This window comes from Pseudomonas sp. DNDY-54 (assembly GCF_019880365.1).
Classification (GTDB): Bacteria; Pseudomonadota; Gammaproteobacteria; order Pseudomonadales; family Pseudomonadaceae; genus Stutzerimonas; species Stutzerimonas stutzeri_P.
Genome location: NZ_CP082271.1, coordinates 2,644,277 through 2,670,081, shown reverse-complemented (window position 1 = coordinate 2,670,081; position 25,805 = coordinate 2,644,277). Strand labels below are relative to the sequence as shown.

At 62.6% G+C, this 25,805-nt stretch carries 17 protein-coding genes; 2 read left to right on the top strand and 15 right to left on the bottom strand.

The window, feature by feature from the left end; all coding sequences use genetic code 11:
* Positions 1-110 precede the first annotated feature (110 nt).
* The 4 genes from cobA to nirB form a co-directional block, all read right to left on the bottom strand.
* Positions 111-848 carry a uroporphyrinogen-III C-methyltransferase gene (gene cobA, locus K4O48_RS12310; RefSeq protein ID WP_222908583.1) on the bottom strand — a complete coding sequence of 246 codons (738 nt, stop codon included), beginning with the start codon at positions 846-848 and terminating at the stop codon, positions 111-113.
* 66 nt (positions 849-914) lie between these two features.
* On the bottom strand, positions 915-3,611 hold the full coding sequence (locus K4O48_RS12305) for a nitrate reductase (protein WP_222908581.1): 2,697 nt from the start codon (positions 3,609-3,611) through the stop codon (positions 915-917).
* Positions 3,612-3,919: 308 nt separating this feature from the next.
* Positions 3,920-4,246, bottom strand: coding sequence for a nitrite reductase small subunit NirD (gene nirD, locus K4O48_RS12300; protein ID WP_222908579.1), 327 nt, complete (start codon positions 4,244-4,246; stop codon positions 3,920-3,922).
* Between the two features lie 55 nt (positions 4,247-4,301).
* Positions 4,302-6,752, bottom strand: a complete 2,451-nt coding sequence (gene nirB / locus K4O48_RS12295; RefSeq protein ID WP_222908578.1) for a nitrite reductase large subunit NirB — start codon at positions 6,750-6,752, stop codon at positions 4,302-4,304.
* Between the two features lie 731 nt (positions 6,753-7,483).
* Here nirB and K4O48_RS12290 point away from each other — a divergent pair.
* Complete coding sequence (locus K4O48_RS12290) at positions 7,484-7,804, top strand: class I SAM-dependent methyltransferase (RefSeq protein ID WP_222908576.1); 321 nt, start codon at positions 7,484-7,486, stop codon at positions 7,802-7,804.
* A gap of 14 nt (positions 7,805-7,818) precedes the next feature.
* Here K4O48_RS12290 and K4O48_RS12285 read toward each other — a convergent pair whose 3' ends face one another.
* The 11 genes from K4O48_RS12285 to K4O48_RS12235 all read right to left on the bottom strand — a co-directional run bounded on the left by K4O48_RS12285 (position 7,819) and on the right by K4O48_RS12235 (position 20,595).
* Positions 7,819-9,492, bottom strand: coding sequence for a bifunctional protein-serine/threonine kinase/phosphatase (locus tag K4O48_RS12285; protein WP_222908574.1), 1,674 nt, complete (start codon positions 9,490-9,492; stop codon positions 7,819-7,821).
* Positions 9,493-9,581: 89 nt separating this feature from the next.
* Positions 9,582-10,793 carry an MFS transporter gene (locus K4O48_RS12280; RefSeq protein ID WP_222908573.1) on the bottom strand — a complete coding sequence of 404 codons (1,212 nt, stop codon included), beginning with the start codon at positions 10,791-10,793 and terminating at the stop codon, positions 9,582-9,584.
* A 364-nt stretch (positions 10,794-11,157) separates the two neighbouring features.
* A complete protein-coding gene (locus tag K4O48_RS12275) occupies positions 11,158-11,601 on the bottom strand; it encodes a thioesterase family protein (protein WP_222908572.1) in 444 nt (147 codons plus the stop codon).
* Positions 11,602-11,776: 175 nt separating this feature from the next.
* A complete protein-coding gene (locus tag K4O48_RS12270; RefSeq protein WP_222908571.1) occupies positions 11,777-12,355 on the bottom strand; it encodes an ANTAR domain-containing response regulator in 579 nt (192 codons plus the stop codon).
* An 11-nt stretch (positions 12,356-12,366) separates the two neighbouring features.
* Positions 12,367-13,590, bottom strand: coding sequence for a CmpA/NrtA family ABC transporter substrate-binding protein (locus K4O48_RS12265; protein WP_222908570.1), 1,224 nt, complete (start codon positions 13,588-13,590; stop codon positions 12,367-12,369).
* Positions 13,591-13,801: 211 nt separating this feature from the next.
* Positions 13,802-15,424: a BatD family protein gene (locus tag K4O48_RS12260; protein ID WP_222908569.1), complete on the bottom strand. Its 1,623-nt coding sequence runs from the start codon at positions 15,422-15,424 to the stop codon at positions 13,802-13,804.
* A complete protein-coding gene (locus tag K4O48_RS12255) occupies positions 15,421-17,175 on the bottom strand; it encodes a VWA domain-containing protein (RefSeq protein WP_222908568.1) in 1,755 nt (584 codons plus the stop codon). Before K4O48_RS12255 ends, K4O48_RS12260 begins: the two co-directional genes overlap by 4 nt.
* Complete coding sequence (locus K4O48_RS12250; RefSeq protein ID WP_222908567.1) at positions 17,168-18,187, bottom strand: VWA domain-containing protein; 1,020 nt, start codon at positions 18,185-18,187, stop codon at positions 17,168-17,170. Before K4O48_RS12250 ends, K4O48_RS12255 begins: the two co-directional genes overlap by 8 nt.
* Positions 18,180-18,671 carry a DUF4381 domain-containing protein gene (locus K4O48_RS12245; RefSeq protein ID WP_222908565.1) on the bottom strand — a complete coding sequence of 164 codons (492 nt, stop codon included), beginning with the start codon at positions 18,669-18,671 and terminating at the stop codon, positions 18,180-18,182. The genes K4O48_RS12250 and K4O48_RS12245 overlap by 8 nt, the downstream gene beginning before the upstream one ends.
* Positions 18,668-19,636 carry a DUF58 domain-containing protein gene (locus K4O48_RS12240; RefSeq protein WP_222908563.1) on the bottom strand — a complete coding sequence of 323 codons (969 nt, stop codon included), beginning with the start codon at positions 19,634-19,636 and terminating at the stop codon, positions 18,668-18,670. Before K4O48_RS12240 ends, K4O48_RS12245 begins: the two co-directional genes overlap by 4 nt.
* Positions 19,636-20,595 (bottom strand): AAA family ATPase, encoded by a 960-nt coding sequence (locus K4O48_RS12235; RefSeq protein ID WP_222908562.1) that lies wholly within the window; start codon positions 20,593-20,595, stop codon positions 19,636-19,638. The genes K4O48_RS12240 and K4O48_RS12235 overlap by 1 nt, the downstream gene beginning before the upstream one ends.
* A gap of 323 nt (positions 20,596-20,918) precedes the next feature.
* Here K4O48_RS12235 and K4O48_RS12230 point away from each other — a divergent pair, with 323 nt between their 5' ends.
* On the top strand, positions 20,919-25,775 hold the full coding sequence (locus K4O48_RS12230; RefSeq protein WP_222908561.1) for an NAD-glutamate dehydrogenase: 4,857 nt from the start codon (positions 20,919-20,921) through the stop codon (positions 25,773-25,775).
* Positions 25,776-25,805 lie beyond the last annotated feature (30 nt).

Genomic DNA, 25,805 nt, shown 5'->3' with positions numbered 1-25,805 from the left:
CCGCTTTAGCCCACCGTTCCCCGGCAGGACGGTTCGGTGATAAGGACCTCTACGTGCTGAGTGTCTGTTCCAGCTTCGACCTTCCGGTCCAACGTATCAGCAGCTATCTATCATGCAATCTGGCTTAGCCCCTGCGTAACGGCCTGAGCGGCGACTTCGCCGATGACCAGAATAGCGGGGCTCTTCAACCGGAACGCGGCAGCATCCGTGCACATAACCCCCAGTTGCGAGCGGCATTCGCGCTGTTGCGGCAGCGAAGCGTTTTCGATCATCGCTACCGGCGTGCTTTCCGGCAAACCGCCTTCGATGAGGCCGGTTTGAACCTGCTCTAGGTTGCTCACGCCCATGTAGACGACCAGGGTAGTGCCGGTTTTCGCCAATGCATGCCACTCGGGGCTGCTGCCGTCTAGCGTATGCGCGGTGACCAGCGTTACGCCGCGCGCCACGCCGCGTTGGGTCAGTGAAATACCGCATTGTGTGGCGCCGGCCAGGCCTGCGGTGATGCCGTTGACCAACTCGACCTCGATGCCGCGCTCCGCCAGCCACTCGGCTTCCTCGCCGCCGCGGCCGAAGATGCAGGGGTCGCCACCTTTGAGGCGCACCACGCATTTGCCCTGACGCGCGTAGCGCAGCATCAGCCGATGGATGAACGCCTGAGGGGTGGAGCGGCAGCCGCCGCGCTTGCCCACCGCAATTACTCGTGCATTTGGGCAGTGTTCGAGTACGGCGGGATTGACTAGATCGTCGATCAGCACCACCTGCGCGTCGCCCATGGCGCGAACGGCCTTGAGTGTCAGCAGCTCCGGATCACCGGGCCCCGCGCCAACCAGCCAGACTTTTGCGCTCATGTTTCCCACCTCACCTGTTGCTGTAATCTCGTCGGCGACGCGCCATGCATCGCCAACTGTTGATGTTCAAGCCACTGCCGGTTGTTTCACCAACAGCCGCTTGATTTCCGGTACACAGGAGCCGCAGCTGATGCCGCAACCCAGCTCCCGCTTCAAGCCATTTAAATCCAGGCCCCGCGCGATGCCTGAACAGATTGCGTCCTGACTGACGTTCATGCAGTTGCACAGGGTCTTGGCTGCGCGGGCTGCGCCACCCGGCGGGGTGCTCAGCGGTGCCAGCAGCCAGCGGCGCAGCGCCTGATCGGCGGTGCCGTCGTGCCAGAGCTGTTTCAGCCAGTCGCGTGCGGCGGTTTCGCCGGACAGGCTGAGGGCGACGATGCGGCCGTCCTCGATACGCACCCGCTTGCCGACAGCACGTCGCGGGTCGTCGTAAGCCACCACCGGGCCCTCATTCAGCCCCAGCAGCTGTTCGATCTGCGCCAGTTGCGCCGCATCCGGGGCTTCGTTACAGGCGGCACGGATGACTAACGCCGAACGGTCCCGCCCGGTCAGGCTGAAGCTCGCATAGGCGAATCCTTCAAATAAGGGCCGCAATTTTTCGAAGCGCTTCTGCACATGGCCTTCGACCATGGCGAAGAACTGCCAGGGCAGTTCGACCTTCTCCACTTCCACGCCGGCGTGCTTGAGCTCCGGTTGTTTGGAGACCGGATCGAAGTCGGGGAGGGTCAGCACATTCACGCCCATTCCTTTGAGGAAGCGATCACCCCAATGCATCGGCATGAAGGCCTGACCGGGCCGCAGGCTGTCGTCCTTGTGCACCGGCAAGAGCAGCTCGCCGCGGCGACTGCGGACCTTGACCAACTGGCCATCGAGCAGGCGGCGACGGCGCATGTCGTCGCCACTCATGCTCAGTAGCGCTTCCTCGACGTGGCCAAACAGCCGCGCCGCGGTGCCGGTGCGACTCATGCCGTGCCAGTGATCGCGCAGGCGGCCGGTGTTCAGCGTGAGCGGGAAGCGCGCCTCGCGTCTTTCCTTTGGCGCCTGGTACTGCTCGGCGAGAAAACGTGCGCGGCCGTTGTCGGTGGGGAATATCCCGTCGCCATAAAGACGCGTGGAGCCCTGCGTGCTGCCGGCGGGGAAGGGCCATTGCTGCGGCCCGAGCTGGTCGATCACCGCATGGCTGAGACCGGACAGGTTCAAATCACGGCCTGCGGTCAGCCACTTGTATTCCTCGAATATCGCCGACGGCGTGTCGAAGGCGAACAAACTCACCTGGCCGGGGCGCATCAGCGCTTCCAGGCGGCGGGCAAAGTCACAGGTGATCGACCAGTCGGCCCGCGCCTCGCCTGGAGCTGCGATGGCCGGGCGCACGTGGCTGACGCGGCGCTCCGAGTTGGTCACCGTGCCTTCCTTCTCGCCCCAACTGGCGGCGGGCAGAAGGAGGTCGGCGTAGCGACAGGTCTCGGTGGTGAAAAACGCTTCTTGCACCACGACAAAAGGGCAGGCGGCCAAGGCCTCGTGAACGTTCCGCTGGTCCGGCATGGATTGCGCCGGGTTGGTACAGGCGATCCACAGCGCCTTGATCTTGCCGCTGCGCACGGCCTCGAACAGCTCGATGGCAGAGAGGCCTGCGGCCTCCGGCAATGCCGGCACACCCCAGTAGTCGGCCACTTCGGCACGATGCGCCGCGTTACCTGCCTCGCGATGACCAGGCAGCAGATTGGACAGGCTGCCAGTCTCGCGGCCACCCATGGCATTGGGCTGACCGGTCAGGGAGAAGGGCCCGGCGCCAGGCTTGCCGATATGGCCGGTGGCCAGGTGCAGGTTGATCAACGCGCTGTTCTTGGCGCTGCCGGCCGTGGACTGGTTGACGCCCATGCACCAGAGCGAGAGAAAACTGTTCGACGTGCCGATGAGGCGGGCCGTGGTCTGCAATTCATCGACGCTGATGCCGCAGAGGTCCGCCACCATGGCCGGGTTGTAGTCGCGCACCATGCTTTTCAGCTCATCGAAGCCATCGGTATGGGCCTCGATGAAATCGCGGTCGATCCAGCCTTCCCACAGCAGGATGTGCAGTATCCCGTGGAACAGCGCAACGTCAGTCCCCGGCAGGATCGCCAGGTGCAGGTCCGCCAGGTCGCAGGTGTCGGTGCGTCGTGGATCAACGACGATGACCTTCATCTCCGGGCGCTTGGCCTTGGCTTCTTCGAGGCGCCGGAACAGCACCGGATGGGCATAGGCCATGTTGCTGCCGACGATCAGCAGACAATCGCTCTGTTCGATGTCCTCGTAGCTGCACGGCGGTGCGTCGGCGCCTAGGCTGCGCTTGTAGCCGACCACGGCGGACGACATGCACAGCCGCGAGTTGGAATCGATGTTGTTGGTGCCGACCAGCGCGCGGGCGAGCTTGTTGAAGGCGTAGTAATCCTCAGTCAGCAACTGGCCGGAGATGTAGAAGGCGACGCTGTCCGGACCGTGCTCGGCGATGGTCTCAGCAAATACGTTGGCGGCGTGGTCCAGCGCAGTGTCCCAATCCGAGCGCGCACGAGCCAGGGCCTTGCCCAGCCGCAATTCGGGGTAGAGCGCGCGGGCGTCCAGGTCACCGGTCAGGTGCAGGGTCGCGCCCTTGCTGCACAGCTTGCCGAAATTCGCGGGATGCTTCGGGTCGCCGGCGACATCGAGGATGCGCTCGCCGTCGTGCTCGATCAGCACGCCGCAGCCCACGCCGCAATAGCAGCAGGTCGAAGCGGTTGTCTGGCGCATGGCGTCGTCTCCTGGCAATTCGTTCATTGATGGACTCGCTAGCTGTAGGGTCTGCATTTGTAGGGTGGGCTTTAGCCCACGGTTACCACGGTGGGCAGGGTGGCGCTTTGCTTCACCCTGCGTTTCTCTAGCGTTGCCGTGCAGCAATGGCCTTCAGGATCCGGGCCTTGGTTTGCTATAGCGAAGGGTCCGCTGGCTCTCATTGGTGGGCTGAAGCCCACCCTACGGTTGCGACGGCGTCTCCGCCAAACGGGCCGGGCGGCGTTCCGTTTTAGCCCACCTATCTAGCCCTACGGTTGTCGGCATGCTCAGGCGCACTCGGTGGCGCTGTTCAACGAGAGCATCACGCGGCCGTTCTCGATCCGCGCTTCGTGTCGATGCGCGCAGCCCACATCCGGCGCCACGGCTTGGCCGCTATCGAGATTGATCTGCCAGTTGTGCAGCGGGCACGCGACCTGCTTGCCGAAGACGATGCCCTGGGACAGCGGGCCGCCCTTGTGCGGGCAGCGGTCGTCCAGTGCGAACACCTGATCGTCCGCAGTACGGAACACCGCGATATCGCCTTTGGGGCCGGCGACGATGCGCGCGCCGAGCGGGTTGATCTCATCCAGGGAGCAGATGTCGAACCATTTCATGGTTGTTTCCTCGCAATTCGGTTGATCAAGCAGCTATTCCGGCCACGGCGAATCGTCACGCGGGCTCGATCTGGGCCAACTGGATGGTTTCGTATTCTTTCTTCAGCGATTGCTCGGCGATGGCCTTCTTCCAGCCATCGCCCTCGAAACTCAGCGAGAACATCAGTCGCTGGGCCAGCGCCTTGCGCCGGGCTTCGTCTTCCAGAACGATCTTCTTGATGTATTCCAAGCCGACGCGCTGCATGTAGTGCACGGTGCGTTCGAGGTAGAAGCCTTCCTCGCGGTAGAGCTGGAGAAAGGCGAAGCTGTATTCGGCGACTTCCTCTGCTGTCTTGACCTTGACGAAAAACTCCCCGGCTTCGGTCTTGATGCCACCGTTGCCACCGATGTACAGCTCCCAGCCGGAATCGACGCCGATGATGCCGACGTCCTTGATGCCGGATTCGGCGCAGTTGCGCGGGCAGGCGGAGACGGCCAGCTTGACCTTGTGCGGCGAGTACATGCCGAACAGTGCCTTCTCCAGATCGATACCCAGCCCGGTCGAATTCTGGGTGCCGAAGCGGCAGAACTCCTTGCCGACGCAGGTCTTCACGGTGCGAATGGATTTGCCGTAGGCGTGGCCATCGGGCATGTCCAGGTCCTTCCAGACGTTTGGCAGGTCATCCTTCTTGATGCCCAGCAGGTCGATGCGCTGGCCGCCGGTGACCTTGACCATCGGCACCTGGTACTTGTCGGCGACGTCAGCGATGCGGCGCAGCTCGGCGGCATTGGTTACGCCGCCGAACATCCGCGGAACCACCGAATAGGTGCCGTCCTTCTGGATATTGGCGTGGGCGCGTTCGTTGATGAAGCGCGACTGCGGGTCGTCCTTGGCTTCGCCGGGCCAGGAGGAGATCAGGTAGTAGTTCAGGGCCGGGCGGCAGGTGGCGCAGCCGTTGGGCGTGCGCCAGTTCAGATAGCTCATCACCGCCGGGATGGTGGCCAGGTGTTCGTCGACAATGGCCTTGCGCACTTGGCCGTGGTTCAGGTCACTGCAGCCGCAGATGGCCTTTTCGCTTTTCGGCTTCACATCCGCGGCGCCGCCGACGGTGCTCATCAGTATCTGTTCCACCAGCCCCGCGCAGGAGCCGCAGGAACTGGCGGCCTTGGTGTGCTTTTTCACATCGTCGACGGAGAACAGCCCGTGCTCCTGGATCGCCTTGACGATCTCACCTTTGCACACGCCGTTGCAGCCGCAGACTTCCATGCTGTCGGGCATGGCCATGGCCTTGTGCTGGCCCTGGTGGCCGGTGTCGCCGATGGCGCCTTCGCCAAACATTAGGTGGTCGCGGATGCCGCTGACGTCCTGACCTTCGCGGACCTGGCGGAAGTACCAGCCGCCGTCGGCCGTGTCGCCGTACAGGCAGGCCCCGACGAGGATGTTGTCCTTGATCACCAGCTTCTTGTACACGCCGCCGATGGGGTCGGAGAGGGTGATGGTTTCGGTGCCGTCGCCGCCGAAAAAATCGCCGGCCGAGAACAGATCAATGCCGGTGACTTTCAGCTTGGTTGACGTCACCGAACCCAGGTAGCGGGAGAAGCCAAGCATCGCTAAATGATTAGCGCAAACCTTGGCCTGCTCGAACAGCGGCGCGACTAACCCGTAGGCGGTGCCGCGATGGTTGGCGCATTCACCGACGGCATAGACGCGCGGGTCGTAGGTTTGCAGGGTGTCATTGACCAGAATGCCCCGGTTGCAGGGAATTCCAGACCGTTCAGCGAGTTCGCTGTTGGGACGGATGCCGGCGGCCATCACCACCAGATCCGCGTCGATCACTTCGTCATCGGCGAAGCGCACGGCTCGTACGCGGCCCTCATCGTTGCCGATCAGCTCGGCGGTCTGCTTCTGCATCTTGAAGTTGAGGCCACGGGCTTCCAGCGCCTGCTGCAGCAGGGTGCCGGCTGTCTTGTCGAGTTGGCGCTCCATCGGCCATTCGCCGATATGCACCACGGTCACCTCCATGCCGCGCAGTTTGAGACCGTTGGCTGCTTCCAGCCCGAGCAACCCACCGCCGATGACCACCGCCTGCTTATGGGTCTTGGCGATGTCCATCATCGTCTGGGTATCAGCGATGTCGCGATAGCCGATCACGCCGTCGAGCTGATTGCCCGGTATCGGCAGGATGAAGGGGTTCGAGCCGGTGGCGATCAGCAGTCGGTCGTACTCGGCCTCGCTGCCGTCGTCGGCAATCACGCGGCGCTTGGCGCGGTCGATCTCGATCACTTTGCGGTTGAGCATCAGACGAATGTTGTTCTCGGCGTACCAGTCGAGGTCGTTGAGTACGATCTCCTCGAACGTCTGCTCGCCGGCCAACACGGGCGAAAGCAGGATGCGGTTGTAGTTCGGATGAGGCTCGGCACCGAATACGGTGATGTCGTAAAGCTCGGGGGCGAGCTTGAGCAGCTCTTCGAGGGTGCGAACCCCGGCCATGCCGTTGCCAATCATCACCAGCTTGAGTTTCTTCATGCCGTTCTCCGTGCCGGGCCGGATCGCTGAATGCTGCCGGGCCATGCCGTTGAAAGATGCAAAAACGAAAAAGGCGTCCCACTGATCTCCCAGTGAGGACGCCTTTGTCCTTGTGTTCCGTATTCGGAGCCTGACCCTCCACGTTGAAGGTCCGGCTTGATGTAAGCCTGACAATGCAGAGGCTGTGCCAACCTGGTCGCAGTTCAGCGGCTGGCCGCGGTCAGCCGTAGCGCGCATGTCGCCCTGCGCAACGTCTTCGACGCGCAGCCCAGCACTGACGGGCGCTGGCACGGAGCGAACCGGTACAGGCGCACGTAATGCTGCGCTGTCTTATCGTTTCGCCAAGCCTGCGCAACCGGGCCGAAGCGACTTGCAGCTGCACCCCTATATAGCAAGCTGCGCAGTACTGGTGCGTCGGTGGAGTGCTGCGAGCCTTGTTGGTGGGCTGAAGCCCACCCTACGCATTGAGGCCGTGTGTCGTGACGGCTTTCGGTGGTTCATACCCGTGATGGTGGGCTTCAGCCCACCATCACGGAGGAGGCCGCGGGCTGCATGGCGAAATTGGTCGTTGACAGCCGCCGGCTCGCTTTTTTATTGTTTCGCCCATGCGCCGATTTAGTCAGCTACTTGCGGGGCGCCTGGAGCCAAGGCTTCGAAATACCGCTAAAGCGCTGGTTCGGTGTCGCCTCCCACCGCCGCCCAGCGGAATTCTCGAGGCGGGACTTCTCCCAATGAATGCACTGCAACGCGCCCCTTTACGTTTGGCCCCTATCACCAGTGGGCAGGTACGCAGCAATCCGAAAATCCTCCTTGGCGGCAGCCATCAACCCTCGCTGTTGCGCTATCTGGACGGCTGGCCGAAACGATGGGGCAAGCCGCGCGCCTTTCAGGTTCAGTTCACCGGTGCCGACGAGTCGCTGGCGCACTTTGCATCCAATTGTTTCGACCTGGCCGTGATCCAGGCGCCGACTGCGGCAGGTCTCGAAGACTGTGTGCGGCAGTTGGTCCGCGTTGCGCGGCAAGGTTTGATTGTCCGTCGCACGTCGATCTGAGCGGAACCAATCGCTCAACTGCCTTTTGCCAGCCACACGAGTAGCGCCAGATTCAGCAGCAGCGACAGCAGGGCCAGCCCACGCCAGACCTTCAGCGGCTCGCGTTCGAGCAGCGGCGGCTTAGGTGCGCTGCCGGCAAGGCGCTCCCCCTGTTCCAGCGCGAGGAGCCATTCTTCCGCGGTTTCGAAACGCTGCGCAGGATCGGCCGCAACGGCCCGCCTGAGCATGTCATCTAGCCACTGGGGCAGGTCAGGCCGGTAGCGACTGGCCGGCACCGGCAACCCGAAACGGGGGCGCTGGAAGGCCTCGATTTCGCCATAGGGGAAATGGCCGGTGAGCAGGAAGTAGAACGTGACGCCTGCTGCATAGAGGTCCTGCTCTCGACTGGGAGGCTCGCCGCTAAAGGCTTCCGGCGCGATATAGCTTGGTGTACCCGGAAGATGATGCGGCAGGTCGCGGGACAGACCGGGGCAATAGGCGAGGCCGAAATCCAGCAGGCGCAGCTCGCCGTCATCGTCCAGGTGCAGATTCTCGGGCTTGATATCGCGGTGCAGGATGTTGCGCCGGTGCAGCATGCCCAGTGCGCGGATTAGGCGTGGCGCCAGCTGCAGCCAATCGGCGATCGCCATCGGGCCTCGCAGGTCGAATTGCAGGGCGAGCGTCTGGCCACGGTATTCACGCTGCACGTAGTACAGGTGCTGGCGTTTGGGCAATCCATGGACTTCGGGGAACGCACGGCCGGCGACGCGGCGCAGAAACCACTCTTCCTGCAGCAGGGCTGGCCCGGCTTCGGGTTCATTGTCGCGGCTGGGCGGTAGTGTTTTCAGCAACCAGGCCTCGCCCTGCTGATCATGCACTCGATAGATCAACGACTGACGCGACTCGGCCAGCAGCGACTCGACGGTCCAGCCTTCGAACACCTGGCCGGGGAGTAGCTTGGGCGGCAATGGCCAGTCCGGCAGCTGTGCGAGCGAATCGGCCAATGCCGCTTCCGGCAGTTCGTCGACCCGCAGTAGGAGCGCGCTGGCGTTGTCCTGACTGCCGCTCTGGTGAGCGAGATGGACCAGTGCGCTCGCGGCCTTGGACAGATCCGGCTCGGCGCGCAGAACGTTGTGGATATCACCTTCGGTGATGCTGGCCCAGACTCCATCACTGAGCAGCACGAAGGATTCGCCGAGGCGCAGCTCGCCGTCGAGGTAATCCACCACCAGATGCTGGTCCAGGCCCATGGCACGCTTGAGCACGTGCTGCATGTTCGGCTGTTCCCATACATGGTCTTCACTGAGCCGCTGCAGCTCGCCATCGAGCCAGCGATAGGCGCGACAGTCGCCGACATGGGCGAGGGTGAAGCGACGGCCGCGCAGCACCAGTGCGGTCAGCGTGGTCAGCAGCGGCTGCCCGCCACCGTTGGCCTGCAGCCAGCGATTGTGGGCGACCAGCAGCCGGTCAAGGGACTGCGCGACAGTCCAGGTCTCCGGCGTGGCGTAGTAGTCGGTGGCCAACGCCTGCAAGGTGACCCGAGCGGCAAGGCCGCCATCAGCGCACTGGCTGACGCCGTCAGCAATGGCAAACAGCGCACCCTTGCTCGCGACGAGCCCCGGTGTCGGCGTGACGATGCGCAGCGCGTCCTGGTTCTCTTCGCGTGGGCCGGTGGCACTGGCTTCGCCGAACGCAAACTGCAAGGGCATGAAGGCATCACTCCGGATGGCGCACGGCTAGGTGGTTGAACTGCATGGGCAGGCCCGTGAGGCCTGCCTTCTGATCGTCTGACCGGAAATCAGACCCGGGCGGCGGTCATCGCGGCAGAGCCCCAGGTTGTTCTCCAGCGACGCTTCACGCCATACAGGCCGAACCAGGCCAGCGCGCCCAAGCTGCCGAACAGCCAGAGGCCTAACTGATAATCGCCGGTGGCCTGCTTGACGGCGCCCAGGCCTGCGGTCAGTAGGAAGCCGCCGATGCCTCCGGCCATGCCGACCAGCCCGGTCATCACACCGATTTCCTTGCTGAAGCGCTGTGGCACCAGCTGGAACACCGCGCCGTTGCCTGCGCCAAGGCTGAGCATGGCGACCACGAACAAGGCCAGTGCAGCCGTTGAACTCGGTAAATTGAAGCCGACAACGAACAGGCATACGGCAGCAACGGTGTACATCACCAGCAGCGAGCGGATGCCGCCGATGCGGTCGGCCAGTGCGCCACCGAGCGGACGCAGCATGCTGCCGGCGAACACGCAGGCGGCGGTGTAATAGCCGGCCTTGACCGGATCGAAGGCGTACTGGTCATGGAAGTAGCCGGGCAGGGTACTGGCCAGGCCGAGGAAGCCACCGAAAGTCACGCTGTAGAAGAACATGAACCACCAACTGTCGCGATCCCCCAGCGCTTTCATGTAGTCACGGAAAGACTTTGGCGCTGGACGATTCGGTGCGTTCCTGGCCAGGCTGGCAAAGATGATCAGGACCAGCACCAGCGGAATCAGCGCCAGGCCGAACACGTTGCTCCAGCCGAACATCGTCGCCAGCACCGGCGCGAACAGCGCCGCAAACACCGTGCCGGAGTTGCCCGCTCCGGCAATGCCCATGGCCTTGCCCTGATGCTGCGGCGGATACCACTGCGAGGCCAGCGGCAGCGCGACGGCGAAGGAGGCACCGGCCATGCCGAGGAACAGGCCGAGCAGCAGGGCCTGTTCATAGTTGTGAATGCCATGGAGCCAGGCGATAAACAACGCAGCGATCACCACGATCTGACCGAACAGCCCGGCAGTCTTCGGCGAGGTGCGATCGGCCAGCATACCCAGCACTAGGCGCAGTACGGCGCCGGAAAGTATGGGCGTGGCGACCATGAAGGCGCGCTGTTGCGTGGTGAGGCCGAGGTCGGCGGCGATCTGAACGCCCATGGGACCGAGCACATACCAGACCATGAAACTCAGATCGAAATAGAGAAAGGCGGAGAACAGCGTCGGCGTATGGCCGGCTTTCCAGAAACTCGTATTCATTTAGACACCTCACTAGACAAGGGCAACCGACGCGCCGACATGGGCGACGGAGAGTGCGCTGGCTGCCCAGCCGCATGGGCTGTGGCAGCGCTTGAATCTGTTGCGAGCGGCGAGCCGTTGCCGTCGCGCCCCGGTCCTTGGGGAAAACAAAAAAGCGCCGCGAAACCACCGTTCTTCGAACGGGGCAACGCGACGCCTTTGTCATGTCTGTGAGTAACCGCCGTTGGCTACCGGATTAGCTTAAGCAGAAGCTGTGCCAGGGCTGGGAATTCTGGAAATCCCGCGGCCTGCGGTTGTGTGGGCGTTTTTGCAAGTCAGTCAGGATTGCGCACCCTTGGTGCGCAGTGCGTCCAAGTAGGGCGGACTAGCCGATGCGGTTGACCTTTGGGAACTTCGCCTCGAACGCGGCTGGCATGGGGACCACCCGAGTTTCCAGGTAGTTGTAAAAAACGAAGCCGGACTTGGCCATGGCGATCAGGCTGCCGTCAGCGGGTCGGGTGATGCGAAACGTGATGTCGCCGCCATACTTGTTGAAATCCATCACGCCGACCTCGAACAGCAGCACGTCGCGCGCATGGGCTTCGGCTTTATAGGTGGTGGCCAGGTCGGTCACGATGATGCCGCTGCCGTCCTTGCTGGTCTCGGCGATACCGTAGGCAAACAGGAAGCGCGCCCGGGCTTCGGAGATCATCGAGATCATCGAGTCGTTAGCCAGGTGGTTACCGGCGTTGATATCGGTGATGCGTACGGTCAGCTGGGTGGTGAAGCAGAACTGGTCTTCGGGAAACTGCAGGGTCAGGCGGGCCATGGTGTTCTCGTAGGCTGGATGCGTGGCGCCATATCAGCGCAAGGTGCGGGACGCGGATTGTACGCGTCCACACGGCTGGCCCATCTCCGACAATCGTAGAAGCCGGCGGCCTGCATCCTTTGCGGTCACACCATCAGGCGGGGCTGGCGAATGCCTGGCCGAAACCCGCTGCGGATCACTGCCCCAACAGATCGTTCATGGCGATGATCTGCTCGGCTACCTGAACCAACTTCTGCTGGCGACTCATGGCTTGGCGGCGCATCAGCGTGTAGGCCTCTTCCTCATTGCAGCTGCGCATTTTCATCAGCATGCCCTTGGCCAGTTCAATGCGCTTGCGCTCGACCAGTTGCTGGTCGCGTGCGTGCAATTGGGCCCGAATCGCCTGGTCACTTTCGAAGCGGGCCATGGCCACATCGAGGATCGGCTTCAGGCGCTGGGCCTGGATGCCTTCGACGATGTAGGCGCTAACGCCGGCGCGGATGGCGTGGCGCATGACGTCGGGGTTGTTGTCATCGGTGAACATGACGATGGGACGCGGCTGGTCGCGGGTGACCATCACGACCTGCTCCATGACGTCTCGGCCAGGGGAGTCGGTGTCGATCAGCACCACGTCCGGGCGGACGGTTTCGACCCGTTCGGGCAGGTCGATGGTCAGGCCGGATTCTTCGATGACCTCGAAGCCGGCTTCGATCAGTGCCGCGCGCAGGCGGCCGACCTTGCGTGGGGTGTCGTCGATGAGAAGGACGCGAAGCATGGCAGTCTCCCTCAACAAGGCACGTGGCGTACGGCAGGGTCCGCCAGCGAGTGCAGGGCGAAGCTGCGCGCGTAGCCTGCCGGATCGCTGCCATCCCAGCGGCTGCCATCCATGAGCGTGGCGCTGCGCATCAGCGAATTCGGCAGCGGAATGTTCAGTGCTGTCGCTGCATCCCTGTAAAGGCTGGTCTGTTGCACGCTTTGCGCGACAGCGAGGTAATCCGGATCCTCACGCAGCAGGCCCCAGCGCCTCAGTTGGGTCATAAACCAAAGACCATCAGAAAGGTAGGGCACATTGACTTCGCCGCTACCGAAGAAGCGTAGCGGGTGCTTGTCCTGCCAGGCGTGGCCGAGCCCGTCTTCGTAGTGTCCGAGAAAGCGTGGTTCGATAGCCGCCAGTGGCGCATCAACGTAGGCGCCGCCCGCGATCAGCTGCGCCGTACTGCGACGATTCTCCCGACTCTCGTCAATGAAGCGGCTGGCCTCGAGAATGGCCATGACCAGTGCCCGCGCCGTATTGGGATACTCCTCGACGAAGGCACGGGTGCAACCCAATACCTTTTCCGGATGGTCGGGCCAGATTGACTGGCTGGTGGCTACCGTGAAACCCATCTCCTCCTGCATCGCCTGAGCACCCCAGGGTTCGCCCGCGCAGAACCCGTCGATGCGCCGTGCCCGCAAATGCGCAACCATCTGCGACGGCGGCACCACCAGGGTGCGTACGTCCTTGAGCGGGTGGATGCCGTGTGCTGCCAGCCAGTAATAGAGCCAGAGCGCATGGGTACCGGTTGGGAAGGTCTGAGCGAGTGTGAGTTTTGCACCGCTCTGGCGCACACTGGCGGCCAGTGCCTCCGGATCGGTCACGCTGGCTGACCTGAGCGTGTTGGAGAGGGTGATGCTTTGACCGTTCTGGGCGAGCCCCATAAGTACGGCCATGTCCACTGGGGCACTGCCGCCGATTCCCAGATGCACGGCATAGATCAATGCATAGAGCCCATGGGCGGCGTCCAGCTCGCCTTCAATCAGCTTGTCGCGCACGTTGGACCAGGACGCCTGTCGGTGGAGGTTGAGCGTCAGGCCGTACGGCTGGGCAAACCCCTGAGTAGCGGCGACGATCAGCGAGGCTGCATCCGTGAGGGCCATAAAACCGAGGTTGACCACTCGTTTTTCGGGGGCATCGCTACCGGCGACCCAGGCGAGTGGGTCGGGGCGTGTTGGGGGGTCGGAATGGATCATTGGCGCTAGAAACCTCTGCCGCTGAACGCACCTCGCGGCGGGAAAGCAGCGAGTGCGTGGGAACACGATGTGTCATGCGAAGCAAGCCACATGCCAGTGGGCGGGTCATCGTGGTTGAGGCTGGCGCGGTGGCCTGCCGGGGGGTTTCACATCAGCCGCCCGGCCACCGAACGTCTTTCGGTGTGTTTAGAGGTGGCCGGCCCGATGTGCTTCAGCGCGGATAAAGCGGTGGCAGGGCGCCTGTTTCCTGCTCGATGGTGGTGGGTTGCGCGGGCGGCAGGTTCTGGATGGCCTGCCATAGCGCCTCGCCTTGCCAGCGCTGGCCGGTCTCGCTGTAGAGCGCACCGTTCAAACCGTCGAGCGCGTCAGACAGGGGAACGAAACGTGCCGCCATGTCCGCCAGCGTTTCCGGCTGCTGACGTGCCCAGGCATCAAGGGCGTGTCGGGTCGCCTGGGTATCATTGGCCAGACAGGCGCGCTTGAGATCGTCGAGCAAGCTGCGGGGCGTCGGGCCAGTCTGAACCGTGCGAATGACTGCCGGCTGGCTACGCGCACGCAGCCACAAACCGAAGCCGAGCAACGTGGTCAGGGCCAACACGGCACTGCCGAGCTGCCAGGGCCAAAGCAACTGTGGCTGGGTGATCGTCTGGTTGGGCTCGGCATCGTCTAGCGGTGGTGGTTGGAGTTCGGGGTTGTCCGCGACCTGGAGCGAACGCTGGGGCAGAGCGCTTCGCTCCAGCCGGTCCTCGACGGTGTTCCACCAGACGATCTCTACAGGCGGAAGCAGAAAGTCTCCGGCATTGGCCGCCACCAGCGCCTCGCGCTGTTCACGGCTGCCGGTAACGCCGTTGTCGGTGACCGCATCGTTCAAGCTCGGTTGGTCGGGATAGCGGCGCAGACCGGGTAGCGGCGGTGACTCTACCGGCGGCAGCTGTGCACTGGAGAGGCCTTCGGCCTTGATCAGCAAGCTTCGCGTCAGCGCCTCGCCGAGCTGCGCCTCCTGCGGCTGCGGGCTCCAGGCCTCGACCAGGGTCAGGTTGATTGCCGGAAGCCAAGGCGCATCGGTTGGGTAGTTGGCGGGTTTCGGTTTGACCTGTAGCGGGATTTCCGGGGAGCGGACCTGAGTGGAGCTGCCGAAGCGAGAGCCGTAGTAGTCGCCTGTTGGCGCCACGGTGGTTGCGCTGAACAGCTGTGCCGGGATGGTGAGCGTGCCGCTTTTCTGCGGAAACAACGCATAGCGGATTTCGATCACGCCATGACGTACGCCGTTGATGTCTTTCTCGTAGGTGCGTGGTTCACCAAGTCGTTCGACCAGCGCGTTGTTCATCTGCAAGGGCGACAACGTGCTGTCATCGTAAAGCGAAACGGAATGGTAAATGCGCAGGGTGAGCACTACCTGCGCCTGGACATAGACACTGTCGACGTCGAGGCTGGAGTCGATGAATATCGGGGCCAGTTTGTCGCCGCCCTCGGTGCGGGATTCGCTGACATTTAGCGTGATGGGCTCACTGCGCCATTCGCCCAGCTGTAACGGCGGAATGATCACATAGCCGGTCTGCCGCGGCTGGAGCGTGACTTGCCATTGAGTGAGGGTGCGCGCCTCGCCGTTGCTACCGGAGAGCTGGCTGACCTGGCGGGTACCGAAGACCTTGAAGAGGCTGTCGAGAGGCTGCAGGTCCGGCTTGCCGAATACGGCCGCATCGGCTGTCTCCAAAGTCAGCTCAACAGTTTCATCCAGGCTGAGCTGGGTACGGTCGACTCGCGCGATCAACGCGCCAGCGCTTGCCTGGCAGGCCAGCAGAAGTAGAAGCACACATGCGATCAGCCGCGTCATCGATTCAGTTCCTGGCGCTTGCGTTGTTCATAGAGAAACTTGCGGCGGAGCAGCTCGCCGGGATCGTCGGGAATCTTGCGCAGCCATTGGTTCATTGCCTGATCCTGCTCGGGATCGAACGGCGCGCCGGTGGCCTCAAGGGCCTCGGCTGTCTCACTCTGCTCGCCGGCTTCGCCCGGATCACTCAACGCCTCGGCGGGAGCCGCGCTTGGATCCTGATTGCCCTGCTCGAGCTCGTCTTGCTCGGAAAGCTCGCTGGGTTGTGATTGGCTGGCAGCGGAACCGGCCGATGGTGGGGGCTGTTGAGATTGACCGGACTCGGGAGCGGCGTCTTCAGAAGGCGGATCCTCCGCGCGCTGCTCCTGCTGCTCCTGCTGCGCCTGTTGTTGGCGTTGGCGCAAGATGTCCTCAATCGTGGCCTTGTTACGGCGGGCCGCCTCAAGGGCCGGGTCAAGCTCCAACGCCTGATCATAAGCCTCGATTGCGGCGTCGAACTCTTCAATACGGGCCAGCGCATTGCCACGGTTGTAATGGTCCGCGGCAGTATCGCCTTTGCCGAACTGCTCAACAGCACCCGCGTAATCACCGGCTAGGTAGCGCGCGTAGCCTCGCCACTGAGGGTTTTCGAAATGTTCAGCAGCCTCGGCCGGGCGCTGTGCGTCGAGCAGACGCTCGCCTTGTTGATCGGGGCGCAGCCACAGGTCCTGCAGGCTCAGTGCGCTCGCCGGCTGCGGCATAAACAGAAACAGCGGCAGGCAGAATATCCAGCCTCTGCGACCAGCACAGGCGGCCAGCAACAACAGCGGAAGCAGCAGCCAGTGCCCCTGGTCCAGCCAGGCATCGAGCCGGGTCTTGGTGTCATCCTTGACGACCAGCTCGCCGCTGTCCGTCAGAAGTCCCAGTCGCTGTAGATCGGTGTCATCGAGGCTCGCACGTTGATAGCGCCCGCCAACATCCCTGGCGAGGCGGCGTAGTGCGCCGTCTTCCAGTCTCGGGATCAGAATGGCGCCGCTGCCGTCTTTCAAAAAGCTGCCGTCTTCGCGGGCAATCGGTGCGCCCTGCTCGGTACCGATGCCGAGTACCAGCAATTGCAGGGGATGGTCGTCGAGTAGCGCCTGGATGGCGGCTCGCTCCGGGTCGCTCAGGCTGCTGCCGATCAGAAGCAGGCGGCCGCGCCCGTTCGCCCCGTGTTGAAGCAGCTCGATGCCGTGCGCAACGGCGAGGTCTGCGCGATGGCCGGCTTCGGGCATCAGGTCCGGCTGGAGCGAATCCAAGAGATTCGTCGTGGTCGCAATGTCGTTGGACAACGGCACGAGCGTATGGGCGCTGCCGGCGAACGCGACAACCGCCGTCTTAGCATCCTGGCGAGCCTGCAGTAGATCGAGAATGGTCCGCTTGGCATGCTCCAACCGACTTGGACGGACGTCGGCGGCGAGCATGGTTGGAGTGGTATCCAGCAGGATCACCAACGGATCGGTGCGCGACAGGCTGGGTTGTTCGGCATGTTGCCAACTCGGTCCCAGCAGCGCCAGGCAAGCGAGAAGCCAGGCTGAACCGAGCACCAGCCAGGGGCGTCTGCTGTTGCGTAGCCTGCCGCGGGTCAACAGTACGGCGTGGAAGGCGTGAGGTAACAGGCGTTGCCAGCGACCGATCTGACGCTGACGGTTCCATAGCCGCCATAACAGCCAGATCGGCAACGGTAGAACCAGCAGCCAGAAGGGGCGAAGCAGATGCGGTACGAACTCAATCATGGCCGCTCCGACGCCACGGGAGGCGTTGCAGCGACGGATGCCAAAGGCGGTTGGCGACCAGAACCAGGCTGATCAGCAATGCGGCGGACAGCGGCCAGACATAGAGCGCATCAGACATTCGTGCCTGTGCTGGTTGCTGAGCGACCGGCTCAAGCTCATCGAGGGTGTCACCGATGGACGCCAATTCGCTGCTGGAACGTGCCCGGAAGTATTCGCCACCGGTTTGTTCAGAAATTGCGCGTAGCGTGGGTTCGTCCAGTTCAGCCCCGCTGTTGAAGCCAAACCGCTGAAGCACGCCGCCGGGCTCCACATCGGCACCAATGCCGATGGTATGAATCTTGATCCCTTCTACCGCTGCGAGACGTGCAGCGAGCAGAGGTTCGATCTCGCCACCGTTGTTGGCGCCATCGGTTATGAGCACAAGGACCCGACTCTGGGCAGGGCGATCGCGCAAGCGTTTGATTGCAAGCCCGATGGCATCGCCTAACGCGGTGTTGCTGCCGGCAATGCCAATGACGGCCTCGTCGAGCCAAGTGCGCACGGTCTGGCGGTCAAAGGTCAAGGGCGCTTGCAGGTAGGCTTTGCTGCCGAAAAGGATCAGGCCGACGCGATCGCCCTGTCGTTCGATGATGAAATCGCCGAGCAGGTGTTTGACTAGCTCCAGTCGACTGACGTCATCGCCTTCCCATTTCATGTCCGGGAAATCCATCGATCCGGACACATCCACTGCCAGCAGGAGATCGCGGCCGCTGGTGGGCAGGGGCAGCGGCTCGCCGAGCCATTGCGGCCGCGCGGCAGAAAACACCAACAGCAGCCAGACCACCAGATACGGTAATTGTTGGCGCCAAGCGGGGAGGGCAATCGCCGCGCGGCGACCGGCTAGGGTTTCCAGCTCTCCCAGGAAAGTGACCTTTAGTGCCGCGTCGCCGCTGTCGGCGGCCGGTAGCAGCCAGCGCAACAGCCACGGCAGCGGCAATAGCAGGAAGACCCACGACCATGCCAGCTCAAACATGTTTGCGAATCCAGATCTGCACGGACTGCTCCAGGCCCTGGATCGCCTTGTCGTCCAGGCGGCACTCGGCACGGTAGACGCCTTCGACCAGTACCATCCAGCGCGTCAGGCCAGCCGCGGGACAGCGACTATCGAGAAACGCGAGCCAGGCACGCCCGCTGAGTGTGTGCGGGTGGTCGTTCGGATAGCGCGTTCGGCAAAGACGCTTGAGCAGCGCGTTGAGCTGTTGCAGCCACTGGTTGGCAGGTTGCCCCCCGTAGGGCTTGTCCAACCGAGACAGCTCATCCAGCGCGATTTGCCGTTGAGGGTCGATAGCCGCTTCGGGCTCGACCTTCGGTCGGTGCAGCCGTTGCCATGGACGCAACCGCATCAGCAAGAAAATGCTGAGGATCAACGCGGCCAGGAACCACCAGCCGGGCGCCGGTGGCCATGCGCTGACTGGCGCAGGCGCAATCAAGGGTTCGAGCTGATCGAGCGAGCTCATCGGTGCGCTCCGGGGTGCTGCACGCTCAGGTGCGCTCGTAGCTGGTCGACCAGATCACGCTGAGTATCCAATGACATCAAGGGCAATCGCAGGCGATCGGCCAAACGCCGCCACCGAGCCGTACGGGCTTCTCCTTGCTGGCGATAGGCCTGGCGAATGGACGCGTCGTGGCTGTCCAACTCCAGCCGTGCACCAAACTGCGCAAAACGCAGCAGACCCGCCGCGGGCAGGGCGTGGTCGAGTGGATCGGACACTGGGATCAGCAACAGGTCGACATGTCGGGCGAGCAACGTCAGCTGTTGTTCGGCTGCATCGCCAAGCGCGCGCTCGTCGCAGATGATTACCGCGAGGCTTCCGGGGCGCAGCACTTCGCGAGCACGCCTTAACGCCAGCCCGAAGGCGCCCGGATCGGTGCTCTGGTCCGCACTCAGGTTGATATTGGCGCGTGCCAGACGGTCGAGCAGCTGCAGCAGACTTTGCTTGCTGCGCCGCGGTTTGACCTCATGATGCTCGCCGTGGCCGAACACGAGCCCTCCGACACGGTCGTTGTGGATCAGCGCGGCCCAGCCGACCAGGGCTGCAGCCTGAGCGGCGATCACGGATTTGAACACCTGACCGCTGCCGAAGAACAGCCGTGGGCTTTGCTCCACGAGAATATAAATGGGGCGTTCGCGCTCTTCATGGAACAGTTTCGTGTGTGGCTCCTGGGTACGAGCGGTCACGCGCCAATCGATGGTGCGGACGTCATCGCCGGCTTGATAGATCCGCACCTGGTCGAAATCCACCCCGCGCCCGCGAAGCTTGGAGTGATGCAGCCCGACCAGAGGGCTGCGACGATGCGGCGTAGAGAACAGGGGAACTTCTCGGACCCGATGGCGAATATCGATCAGCTCGGCCAGGCACACCCGAACCCCAGCATCCGGCGAGGGGAGCGCCGGGCTGCCAGCCGGAGGGGAAGGGTGCATCAGGCCACCGCCACCACGTCGAGAATGCGCTGTAATACCCGGTCCTGATCGATGCCGGCGGCTTCCGCCTCGAACGAGAGGATCAGGCGATGGCGCAACACGTCGAACAGCATGGCCTGAATATCCTCGGGGCTGACGAAGTCGCGACCGGCCAGCCAGGCGTGGGCGCGCGCGCAGCGATCCAGTGAGATCGAGCCACGCGGGCTGGCGCCGTAGGCGATCCAGCCAGCGAGCTCAGCATCGAACTTGGCGGGCGTGCGGGTCGCCATGACCAGCTGGACGAGGTATTCCTCCACCGCATCGGCCATGTACAGGCCAAGGATCTCTTTGCGCGCCGCGAAGATTGCCTGCTGCGAGACGCGATGCTCGGGCGGCGTCTCGCCGTTGATGGCCTCGCCTCGGGCCTGCTGAAGAATGCGCCGCTCCACCGAGGCATCAGGAAATCCGAGCTTTACATGCAGCAGGAAGCGGTCGAGCTGCGCTTCAGGCAGTGGATAGGTGCCTTCCTGTTCGATGGGATTTTGCGTGGCCATGACGAGAAACAAAGGCGAGAGATCGTAGGTGCTGCGGCCAACGCTGACCTGGCGTTCGGCCATGGCCTCTAGCAGCGCGGACTGGACCTTCGCCGGCGCGCGGTTGATCTCGTCCGCAAGTACCAGGTTGTGAAAGATGGGGCCCTGTTGGAAGACGAAGCTGCCGGTTTCTGGACGATAGATTTCCGTGCCGGTAATGTCGGCGGGCAGCAGGTCCGGTGTGAATTGGATACGGTGAAATTCAGCCTCGAGCCCCCCGGCCAGCTCCTTGATCGCACGGGTTTTCGCGAGCCCCGGGGCGCCTTCGACGAGCAGATGCCCGTCCGCCAACAACGCGATCAGTAGCCGCTCGATCAGCCGCTCCTGGCCAAGAATCTGGGTTGAAAGAAACTGTCGCAACGCGACGATGGCTTCACGGTGGTCCATTGCTGGGCTCTTCTGCTGGGCGTGTCTGGGCGGGCGCTCGACGGGCACGACTTTAATTCATTTGCCGAGTGGCAGGCTATGCGCGCCTCTACAACTTCGCGATGCAGAGGACGTGCTCGGGCGCGCCATTACGAGATGAAACAGGTGATAGCCAGGTCGGCAAATAAAATGTGACGCTCCGGTCACTGGCGTCGCCAGACAAGGGTAGGGAACGCATTAATGCAATCCCTGCCTGCTGAACTAACGTTGAACTTACACGTTGCGGTGCCGGTCAGGTCTCGCGACTGCCTCAGTCGAATTCCAAGCCAGAATGGAGCGAAAAAATGGCGTTCTTTACAGCTGCCAGCAAAGCCGACTTTCAGCAACAACTGCAAGTGGCCCTGGCGCAGCATGTCGACGAAAAACTCCTGCCACAAGTGGGACTTTTCGCCGAGCAATTCTTCGGAATTGTCGCGCTACCCGAGCTTACTCAGCGGCGCATGACCGACCTGGTCGGCTCGACGCTGGCCAGTTGGCGCCTCCTGGAGCGGTTCGAGCCGGGAAGCCCGGAAGTTCACGTATTCAACCCTGATTATGAAAAGCATGGCTGGCAGTCCACTCACAGCGTAGTTGAGATGTTACACCCGGACATGCCGTTCCTGGTTGATTCGGTACGGATGGAACTGACCCGCCGCGGCTACGCGATTCACACGCTCCAGAACAGCGTGTTGCAGGTTCGGCGGGACGGTGATGGCAGCCTGCTTGAGTTACTGCCCAAAGGCAGTTCGGCGTCGGACAGCAGTGCTGAATCGCTGATTTTTGTCGAAATCGATCGCTGCGCCAGTGCCGCCGCCTTGCGCGAACTGGAGCAGTCGCTGCACGGCGTTCTCGCCGACGTGCGTGTTGCGGTGAATGATTTCCCCTCCATGAAAGCTAAGGCGGAGGAGCACCACGCCCGGCTGAGCGCCTCGCAGCAACACGCTCAGGCCAGTGATGACCAACTGGCTGAGATCATGGATTTCATGCGCTGGCTCGCCGACGACCATTTCACCTTCCTGGGCTATGAAGAATTTACGGTGGTGGATCAGGGTGAAGGTGGCCGCATCGTCTATGACGAGTCTTCGCTGTTGGGTTTGTCGCGCACGTTGCGTACCGGCCTCGAGGACCATGATCAGCTGATCATGCCGCCCGCGCTGGCCTATCTGCGTCAACCCTTGCTGTTGTCGTTCGCCAAGGCTGCAACACCCAGCCGCGTTCACCGGCCGGCCTATCCGGATTTCGTGTCTATCCGTGAATTCGACGATCAGGGCAGGGTGGTCAAAGAGTGTCGCTTCCTGGGTTTGTTCACCTCGTCGGTCTACACCCAGAGCGTGCGCCGAATTCCCTATATCCGCAGCAAGGTTGCGGAAGTCGTGAGTCGCTCCAACTTCGAGGACTCGGCGCACCTGGCCAAGGAGCTGATCCAGGTACTCGAGGTGCTGCCGCGCGACGAGCTGTTCCAGATGACCATCGATCAGCTTTTCGAGACGGCGATTGCGATCGTCCAGATTCAAGAGCGCAACAAGCTGCGTCTGTTCCTGCGTATCGATCCGTACGGGCGCTTCTGCTACTGCCTGGCATACGTCCCGCGTGATAGCTATTCGACCGAGACGCGCTTGCGCATCCAGCAGGTTCTGGTCGATCGGCTGGAAGCCAGCGATTGCGAGTTCTCAACGTATTTCTCTGAGTCAGTCCTGATTCGCGTGCAGTTCCTGCTGCGCCTGGATCCGAACAAGCAAGTTCAGTTCGACCCGGTGCAATTGGAGCGCGAAGTCGTGCAAGCCTGCCGCACCTGGCAGGACGATTATTCCAGCGTGGTCATCGAGCGCTTCGGCGAGGCGCAGGGCACCGGCATTCTTGCCGATTTCCCGAGGGGGTTCCCGGCAGGTTACCGTGAGCGCTTCGCCCCGCATTCGGCGGCGGTCGATATGCAGCATGTGCTCAGTCTGAGCGAAGAGCGGCCGCTGGTGATGAGCTTCTATCAGCCGATCACGGCCGCTGAGAATCGTCTGCATTGCAAGCTCTACCACTTGAACACGCCGCTGCCGCTATCGGACATGCTGCCCATCCTGGAAAACCTTGGGCTGCGTGTACTCGGCGAGTTTCCGTTTCATCTGCGTCGCAAAGACGGGCGTGAATACTGGATCCACGATTTCGCATTTACCTATGCGGAGGGTTTGGAGATAGATCTGATGGAGATCAATGAGCCGTTGCAAGACGCGTTCATTGCGATCCATAACGGGCAGGCGGAGAACGATGCCTTCAACCGACTGGTATTGACCGCCGGACTGACCTGGCGCGAGGTGGCGCTGCTGCGGGCGTATGGCCGTTATCTCAAGCAGATTCGAATGGGCTTCGATCTGGGCTATATCGCCAGTGCGTTGCTCAACCATACCGATATCGCACGTGAGCTGGTGCGCCTGTTCAGAATGCGCTTCTATCTGGCGCGCAAGCTTGGCGAGGAAGACCTGGCTGACAAGCAGGGGCGGCTGGAGCAAGCGATCACCACCGCGCTGGATGACGTTGCTGTACTCAACGAGGACCGCATTCTTCGCCGCTACCTGGCGTTGATCAAAGCAACCCTGCGAACCAACTTCTACCAGACCGATGCCGGCGGCAAGCCCAAGAGCTACTTCAGCTTCAAGCTCGACCCTCGCTCGATTCCGGAGATGCCACGTCCGGCACCAAAGTTCGAAATTTTTGTTTACTCGCCGCGGGTTGAAGGCGTGCATCTGCGCGGGGGCAAAGTGGCCCGCGGCGGGCTGCGTTGGTCGGACCGCGAAGAAGATTACCGCACCGAAGTGCTGGGGCTGGTAAAAGCGCAGCAGGTGAAGAACGCGATCATCGTGCCGGGCGGCGCCAAGGGTGGTTTTGTGCCGCGCCGGCTGCCGACCAGTGGCTCGCGTGATGAGGTGCTGGCCGAGGGCATTGCTTGCTATCGCATCTTCATCAGTGGCTTGTTGGACATCACTGACAACCTGAAAGACGGCCATGTGGTACCACCCCTCAATGTGCTGCGCTATGACGAAGACGATCCCTACCTCGTGGTAGCGGCGGACAAGGGCACCGCGACCTTCTCCGACATCGCCAACGGCATCGCCGCCGAGTATGACTTCTGGCTGGGTGATGCCTTTGCGTCCGGCGGGTCGGCGGGCTACGACCACAAGAAAATGGGTATCACAGCCAAGGGCGCCTGGGTCTCAGTGCAACGGCATTTCCGAGAGCGCGGTGTCGATGTTCAGCGTGATCCAGTCAGCGTGATTGGCATCGGCGACATGGCGGGCGATGTGTTCGGCAATGGTTTGCTGATGTCCGAAACCTTGCAGTTGGTGGCAGCATTCAACCATCTGCACATCTTCATCGACCCGGATCCGGATGCGGCACGAAGTTTTATCGAGCGTAAGCGTCTGTTTGATCTGCCCCGGTCATCATGGGCGGACTACGATGCCTCACTGATTTCGGCCGGCGGCGGCGTGTTTTCGCGTGCGGCCAAGCGCATCGATATCACCCCTCAGATGAAGGCGCGCTTCGATATCGAAGCGGATCAACTTACCCCGGCCGAACTGATTCATGCGTTGCTCAAGGCTCCGGTGGATCTGCTTTGGAACGGTGGCATCGGCACCTACATCAAGAGCAGCCTGGAGAGTCATGCCGACGTCGGCGATAAGGCCAACGACGTGTTACGCGTCAACGGCAACGACGTGCGAGCAAAGGTCATCGGTGAGGGGGGCAACCTCGGTGTCACCCAACTGGGCCGCGTTGAATATTGTCTGCACGGCGGCGCGGCGAACACCGACTTCATCGACAACGCGGGTGGCGTTAATTGCTCGGATCATGAGGTCAACATCAAGATCCTGCTCAACGAAATCGTCGGCGCGGGAGACATGACCGGCAAGCAGCGCGATCAGTTGCTGTTCGAGATGACCGATGCGGTGGCCGAGCTGGTGTTGCATGACAACTACAAGCAAACCCAGGCGTTGTCACAGGCTGAGCGGCGTGCACAAGAGGGCGGCGGGGAATACAAGCGCCTGATCAGCGCGCTTGAAACCAGTGGGCTGCTGGATCGCGCCCTTGAGTTTCTGCCCAGCGATGAAGCGTTGGCCGAGCGCGCCAATCTGGGGAAGGGCCTCACTCGCGCGGAGCTGTCGGTGCTTATCTCATACAGCAAGATCGAGCTGAAGGAGGCGCTGCTGCAATCCCGCGTGCCCGACGATGCCTATCTCACGCGAGACATGGAAAGCGCGTTCCCGCAACTGCTGGCCGAGCAGTATCGCGGTGCAATGCTGCAACACCGCCTCAAGCGCGAAATCGTCAGCACGCAGATCGCCAATGACCTGATCAACAACATGGGCCTGACCTTTGTACAGCGGCTCAGAGAAGCGACTGGGCTTAGCGCCGCGAACGTTGCGGGCGCCTATGTGATCGTGCGTGACATCTTCCATCTGCCTCACTGGTTCCGCCAGATCGAGGCGCTGGACTACAAGGTGCCTGCCGAACTTCAGCTCGTCCTTATGGATGAGCTCATGCGGTTGGGTCGCCGGGCTACCCGCTGGTTCTTGCGCAACCGCCGGAACGAGCTGGATGCGGCGCGTGACGTTGGTCATTTCGGACCGCGTGTGGCTGCACTCGGGCTGAAGCTCGATGCGCTGTTGCAAGGCGGAACGCGCGACCTCTGGCAGGCTCGGTACGAGCGGTATACCGAGGCCGGTGTGCCCGAGTTGTTGGCGCGTATGGTGGCCGGGACCAATCACCTGTATACGCTGCTTCCGATTCTGGAAGCGGCCGACGAAACCGGTCAGCCGCCGGCGGATGTCGCCGCGGCCTATTTCGCTGTCGGGGGCGCACTGGAGCTACCGTGGTATCTGCAGCAGATCACAGGGCTGCCGGTCGAGAACAACTGGCAAGCGCTGGCGCGCGAGGGCTTTCGCGATGATCTGGACAGTCAGCAGCGCGCCATTACGGTATCAGTGCTGCAGATGAGCGACGCGCCTGACGATCTCGATGCCCGGGTTCAGCTCTGGTTGGAGCAACGCGAATACCAGGTCGAGCGTTGGCGGCGGATGCTGGTCGAGCTCCGGAGTGCCAGCAGCGTGGATTATGCAATGTATGCAGTAGCCGGCCGCGAACTGCAGGATTTAGCGTTGGAGACAGCGCGACGCTAGTGCGTACGCCGCCAGATTTTTCTGGCGGCG

Excerpts from the sequence above, each read along its gene's own strand:
- K4O48_RS12305 (WP_222908581.1), bottom strand. The coding sequence starts at position 3,611 with ATGCGCCAGACAACCGCTTCGACCTGCTGCTATTGCGGCGTGGGCTGC.
- K4O48_RS12245 (WP_222908565.1), bottom strand. The coding sequence starts at position 18,671 with ATGAGCTCGCTCGATCAGCTCGAACCCTTGATTGCGCCTGCGCCAGTC.
- cobA (WP_222908583.1), bottom strand. The coding sequence starts at position 848 with ATGAGCGCAAAAGTCTGGCTGGTTGGCGCGGGGCCCGGTGATCCGGAG.
- K4O48_RS12240 (WP_222908563.1), bottom strand. The coding sequence starts at position 19,636 with ATGCACCCTTCCCCTCCGGCTGGCAGCCCGGCGCTCCCCTCGCCGGAT.
- K4O48_RS12250 (WP_222908567.1), bottom strand. The coding sequence starts at position 18,187 with ATGTTTGAGCTGGCATGGTCGTGGGTCTTCCTGCTATTGCCGCTGCCG.
- K4O48_RS12280 (WP_222908573.1), bottom strand. The coding sequence starts at position 10,793 with ATGAATACGAGTTTCTGGAAAGCCGGCCATACGCCGACGCTGTTCTCC.
- K4O48_RS12290 (WP_222908576.1), top strand. The coding sequence starts at position 7,484 with ATGAATGCACTGCAACGCGCCCCTTTACGTTTGGCCCCTATCACCAGT.
- K4O48_RS12260 (WP_222908569.1), bottom strand. The coding sequence starts at position 15,424 with ATGACGCGGCTGATCGCATGTGTGCTTCTACTTCTGCTGGCCTGCCAG.
- K4O48_RS12275 (WP_222908572.1), bottom strand. The coding sequence starts at position 11,601 with ATGGCCCGCCTGACCCTGCAGTTTCCCGAAGACCAGTTCTGCTTCACC.
- nirD (WP_222908579.1), bottom strand. The coding sequence starts at position 4,246 with ATGAAATGGTTCGACATCTGCTCCCTGGATGAGATCAACCCGCTCGGC.
- K4O48_RS12265 (WP_222908570.1), bottom strand. The coding sequence starts at position 13,590 with ATGATCCATTCCGACCCCCCAACACGCCCCGACCCACTCGCCTGGGTC.
- nirB (WP_222908578.1), bottom strand. The coding sequence starts at position 6,752 with ATGAAGAAACTCAAGCTGGTGATGATTGGCAACGGCATGGCCGGGGTT.
- K4O48_RS12255 (WP_222908568.1), bottom strand. The coding sequence starts at position 17,175 with ATGATTGAGTTCGTACCGCATCTGCTTCGCCCCTTCTGGCTGCTGGTT.
- K4O48_RS12230 (WP_222908561.1), top strand. The coding sequence starts at position 20,919 with ATGGCGTTCTTTACAGCTGCCAGCAAAGCCGACTTTCAGCAACAACTG.
- K4O48_RS12235 (WP_222908562.1), bottom strand. The coding sequence starts at position 20,595 with ATGGACCACCGTGAAGCCATCGTCGCGTTGCGACAGTTTCTTTCAACC.
- K4O48_RS12270 (WP_222908571.1), bottom strand. The coding sequence starts at position 12,355 with ATGCTTCGCGTCCTTCTCATCGACGACACCCCACGCAAGGTCGGCCGC.
- K4O48_RS12285 (WP_222908574.1), bottom strand. The coding sequence starts at position 9,492 with ATGCCCTTGCAGTTTGCGTTCGGCGAAGCCAGTGCCACCGGCCCACGC.